The sequence below is a fragment of the Prauserella sp. PE36 genome, from assembly GCF_003311655.1.
Lineage (GTDB): Bacteria > Actinomycetota > Actinomycetes > Mycobacteriales > Pseudonocardiaceae > Prauserella_A > Prauserella_A endophytica.
Genome location: NZ_QEQT01000082.1, coordinates 228870 through 233246 on the forward strand (window position 1 = coordinate 228870; position 4377 = coordinate 233246).

At 73.3% G+C, this 4377-nt stretch carries 6 protein-coding genes; 5 read left to right on the forward strand and 1 reads right to left on the reverse strand.

All coding sequences use genetic code 11. The features are described 5' to 3' along the window. From eccB to DI005_RS23505, 3 genes are all read left to right on the forward strand, one after another. Positions 1–1419: a type VII secretion protein EccB gene (gene eccB / locus DI005_RS23495; RefSeq protein WP_113643550.1), complete on the forward strand. Its 1419-nt coding sequence runs from the start codon at positions 1–3 to the stop codon at positions 1417–1419. 162 nt (positions 1420–1581) lie between these two features. After that, on the forward strand, positions 1582–1899 hold the full coding sequence (locus DI005_RS23500; protein WP_158303053.1) for a WXG100 family type VII secretion target: 318 nt from the start codon (positions 1582–1584) through the stop codon (positions 1897–1899). A gap of 27 nt (positions 1900–1926) precedes the next feature. Beyond that, the gene (locus tag DI005_RS23505; protein ID WP_112269696.1) at positions 1927–2220 is read left to right on the forward strand and encodes a hypothetical protein; all 294 of its coding nucleotides are present in this window, start codon (positions 1927–1929) and stop codon (positions 2218–2220) included. Between the two features lie 83 nt (positions 2221–2303). On the opposite strand, the gene DI005_RS23510 is transcribed toward DI005_RS23505, so the two are convergent. After that, positions 2304–3575, reverse strand: coding sequence for a S8 family serine peptidase (locus DI005_RS23510; RefSeq protein ID WP_158559892.1), 1272 nt, complete (start codon positions 3573–3575; stop codon positions 2304–2306). A gap of 42 nt (positions 3576–3617) precedes the next feature. Here DI005_RS23510 and DI005_RS23515 point away from each other — a divergent pair, with 42 nt between their 5' ends. Together DI005_RS23515 and DI005_RS23520 are read left to right on the forward strand one after the other, a co-directional pair. Then, positions 3618–4031, forward strand: coding sequence for a YbaB/EbfC family nucleoid-associated protein (locus DI005_RS23515; protein WP_113643573.1), 414 nt, complete (start codon positions 3618–3620; stop codon positions 4029–4031). Next, the gene (locus DI005_RS23520; protein ID WP_112269700.1) at positions 4024–4347 is read left to right on the forward strand and encodes a hypothetical protein; all 324 of its coding nucleotides are present in this window, start codon (positions 4024–4026) and stop codon (positions 4345–4347) included. The genes DI005_RS23515 and DI005_RS23520 overlap by 8 nt, the downstream gene beginning before the upstream one ends. Positions 4348–4377 lie beyond the last annotated feature (30 nt).

Sequence of the window (4377 nt, forward strand, 5' to 3'; positions counted from 1 at the left end):
ATGCCGTCCAGGCGGGACCAGCTGCACTCGTACCAGTTCCTGGTGCAACGCGTCGTCTCCTCGATCATGGTGCGGGAGACCGATCCCGAGCAGACCCCGCTGCGCAGGGGGGTCGGCGCGGTCTTCGGGGGCGTGATGATCTCCGTGCTCGTGGCCGCGGGCTTCGGCGTGGTCGGCGCGCTCACGGGGGTGGGCGGCGACGGCTGGCGCGAGGACGGCTCCATCGTCATCGAGCGCGAGACCGGGACCCGGTACGTCTACCTCGACGGCACGTTGCGACCGGTGCTCAACTACGCCTCGGCCCGGCTGCTGGCCGGGCAGCCGGGCGCGGAGCCGCACCGGGTCGCGGGCAGCAGCCTCGCCGGGATCCCGAGGGAGCCGACCGTCGGCATCCCCGGCGCCCCCGACTCGCTGCCGCCCGCGGACCGCGTGGCGGGGACGCCGTGGACGATGTGCAGTGTGCCGGTGGTGGACCCCTCGGGCGCGCCGGCGACGACCACCGCGCTGCGGATCGGCGAGTCCGCCCCCGAGGGCTCGCCGCTCGGCGACCGGGCCGCCCTCGTGCGCGACGCCGAGGACGGCACGCCGTACCTGGTTTGGCACAACCAGCGGTACCGCATCGTGGGGGAGCGGCCGGACAGCGTCGTGCGGTCCCTGTACGGCGCCGGGCAACCGGTGATCGACGTGGGTGGCGCATGGCTCAACGGGCTGCCGTCCGGGCAGGACATCGGCCCGGTCCCGGTGGACGGTCTCGGCTCCCCGTCGTCGGCCGCGAGCGGGTTCACCATCGGTGATCTCGTGTACCACCCCGTCGGCGGGGGGCGGCAGCACTACCTCGTCCTGGACGGCGGGCTCGCCGCGCTCACCGAGCTGCAGACCCGCATCGTGCGCGGGCAGTACGCCGTGGAGCCCGCCGAGATCCCCACCGCCGTCGCGAACTCCCTGCCCTCCAGCGACGCGCTCGCGCCCGCCACGGGCGAGCCCGCGCCGCCCGCCGTGCCGCCGGAGCTCGTAGCGGTGCCCTCGGACGGGGAAGCGCCGTTGTGCGCCGAGACCGTCGACGCGCGCACGGCGCCGCGCGTCACGATCGGCGGCGACGCGACCGGGCTCACGGAGGGCATCCGGACCACCGTGGAATCCGGAGCCGGCACCAGGCTGGCCGACCGGGTCCTGGTGCCTCCGGGCGGGGCCGCGGTCGTGCGCGCCCTGCCGTCGAACCGCGCCGAGTCGGGCGCGATCAACCTCGTGACCGACACCGGCGTGCGCTACCCGGTGCCGTCGGAGGAGGTGCTGGCCGCGCTGGGCTACGACCCGGCCTCGCTGGTGGACCTGCCCGCGGCACTGGTGCAGCGCATTCCCGAAGGGCCGACACTGTCGCCCGAGGCCGCGCTGCGGCCCGCGGTGCCGGTGCGGCCGTAGTGCGCCCGTACCGCCGCGGACAGGTGCTCCCGTAGCCCACCGACCTGCGGGTTCGTTGGCGGACCGGGGAATCCGGGGTGTCGGTGGCCTGTCAGCGGCCGCCAGCAAGCTTGCCATGGACAGTCAGGACGACTCATGGGGTGACATGCGTTGACTCTCAACTTGACCGAGGCGCAGGTGCTCGCGCTCGAGAACCACATCGACGACACCAACGCGAAGATCCAGGGAATCATGAACGGCGTCATGAACCAGGTGGCCGCCGTGTCCGGGGGCTGGAAGGGTGACGGCTACACCGCCTTCTCCCAGCAGCAGACCACCGCGCAGGAGACGGTCTCGCAGTTGCGTGCCGTGCTGCTGCAGCTCCGGGAAGGCGTGACGCAGACCCGGCAGGAAGTCACCCGCGGCGACGAGGAGAGCGCCGCGGCGGCGCGGAGCATCGACTTCAGCGGCGGTGGTGGTATGCACTTCTCCCGGCTGTGACGGAACTCTGACGAAGGAGGAAGCCCGATGGCAGAACAGATCAGGTACGAGTTCGGCAGCATCGACGAGACCGGTGCGCTGCTGATCCAGGCCGCGGCGCAATGCAAGGCCGCGGTGGCCGAGCTCGGCGTGAAGATGCGGAACACGTGCGCCGAGGACTGGAACGGCGGCGCGTCGGAGATGTACGCGACGGCGCAGACGAAGTGCAACACCCTGCTCGACGAGTTCGCGGAGAAGGAACGCCAGAGCGGCTGTGCGACGCAGCAGGCCGGCACGGACATGCTCGGTATCGACAACCGGTGCGCGGGACTGTTCGGCTGAGCGGGTCCCGTGGAGCCGGTCCAGGGGTCGGCTCCACGGGACTTTCCGCTGCCAGGACAAGGAATCCCGGCCGGGCCACCGGATCAGCGGCCGCGGTCGCCGAACAGGCCGCCCAGCGGGCCGGGCGTCTCCGGCTCCCGGTGTGCCATGGGAGCGGCTGCCCGGCCGCTGCGCCAGCGGCGGCGGCGTCCCCTCGGGCCGAACACCGCCACGGCGGCGAGCAACGCCGCCAGTGCGACCCCGGCCGCGGTGAGCCCGAACGCCAGCGTGGTGCTGCGGGCGGTCTCCCGCTGCCTGGCGAGCTCCTCGGCCGTGGCGGCCTCGGTGGTCATGGGGGGCAGCGCGACGGGTGCCCCGGCGGCGGTCCCGGCGAGCACGGCCTGGTGCGGGTTGACGATGCCGTGCCCGTACGCGGCGCTGCCGGTGCCCTCGCTCGCCGGGGTCGCGGTGGCGAGCAGCCGCCGCGCCACATCCTCAGTGGACAGCTGAGGCCGGTACGCGCGCACGAGCGCGGCGGCGCCCGCGACGTAGGCGGTGGCGTAGGCGGTGCCTGCCGCCGTGCCGAGCCCGCCGCCGGGGCGCGGCACCACCACGTCCTCTCCCGGAGCGACGAGGTCGACCTCGCCGGGCCGGGAGAACCGGGTGATCTCGGTGGTCCGCGTGATCGCACCGACGCCGAGCACCCCCGGATGGGCGGCCGGATAGGGCGTCGTGCCGGGAGGATCGTTCTGGCTCGCGTCGCCGACCGCCGCCACCACCACCGCGTCGCCGGCGAGCGCGCGGCGGACCGCGTCACGCAGCCGGGCACTGTCGCGGTAGGACACCGAGGAGACGGCGATCACCGACGCGTCCTGCCCGGCCGCCCAGTCGATGGCGTCGGCGAGCGTGTCGGGCGAAACCGCGTCGGCGGGCTGGGATCCCGTGGGATGGCTGTCGCCCACCACCTTGGCGGACAGGATCCGCGCGCCCGGTGCGACACCGCGGAACCCGATGCCCGGAAGCTCGGCGCCCGCGATGATGCCGGCAGCGCCGGTACCGGTGCCGAGGCAGTCGGCCTTGCCGCTGTCGCGCCCGTACGGGTCGGCGGGGGCGACGTCGGCGCTGCCCACGACCTTGCCGGCCAGGAACGGCGAGTCGTCCACCCCGGTGGAGATCACGGCCACGCGCTGCCCCTGCCCGGTGCTGGCCTGCCAGGCGAGGTCCGGCGCGAGCAGGTCCTGCGCCCACGGCACCGGCGTGATCTGCTCACCCGAGGGCAGGCACTGCTGCGCCAGCGCCGGCGCGGGCACGGCTGTGACCGCCGCGAGCGCGAGGGCGGCACAGGACAGGGCTTGCGCCCGGCGTGTTACGTACACAGGAGAACGGTAGCCACACGAGGCAACCCGGGAGGAGGCGTCATGGAGATGCCGAGCAGGACCGCGTTGGAGAGCATCATGGGCGAGCTCCGGAAGGCGATGGCGTCCATTCCGGACACCCAGCAGCGCCTGATGGAGCTTTCCGGCACGGCGTGGTCGGCGGACCGGACCGTGAAGGTGGTCGTAGGGCCGAGGGGGCAGCTGGTGGACCTCGAGATCGATCCGCGCGTGTTCCGCAGGCCGGACGCGCACGCCCTGCGCTCGGCCATCCTCGCCGCCTCGGCGCAGGCGGTGAGCCAGGTCGTGGAGAAGTCCCAGGAGCTCATGTACGAGCAGCTTCCGCCCGAGGTCGCCGAGCTGAGGGAACGGTTCCAGCCCGGGAGGCCGGATCCGGTGGCCCGTGCCTTCCGGAGTGACGCCGACATCGTCGCCGAGCGGGAGGCCGACCGTGGCTAGCTACGTCAGCATCAACACCAGTCCCGCCGCGATCCGGTCCGCGGGCGGGCGGCTCACCGACCTCGGCAGCGGTTTCCGGGACGCGGGCAGCTGGGCCGACATCGGCGCTCTCGAGGAGTTCGGCGACGACAAGTTCGGCGCCGCGATGCGGGAACAGTATCCCGCCAGCACCTGGCCCATCTGGGACAACAAGATGTCGGTCGGCCAGTCGCTTGTGGACACCGGACAGGACTGCATGACCGCCATGGACCTCTACGAGCAGCAGGAAGGCCAGAACGCCGCCAACATCAGCAGCATCGACCCCCGCCTGGGCTGAGCGGGTCCGAAAGACCGGCAGGGGGAGCCG

Excerpts from the sequence above, each read along its gene's own strand:
- eccB (WP_113643550.1), top strand. The coding sequence starts at position 1 with ATGCCGTCCAGGCGGGACCAGCTGCACTCGTACCAGTTCCTGGTGCAA.
- DI005_RS23505 (WP_112269696.1), top strand. The coding sequence starts at position 1,927 with ATGGCAGAACAGATCAGGTACGAGTTCGGCAGCATCGACGAGACCGGT.
- DI005_RS23515 (WP_113643573.1), top strand. The coding sequence starts at position 3,618 with ATGGAGATGCCGAGCAGGACCGCGTTGGAGAGCATCATGGGCGAGCTC.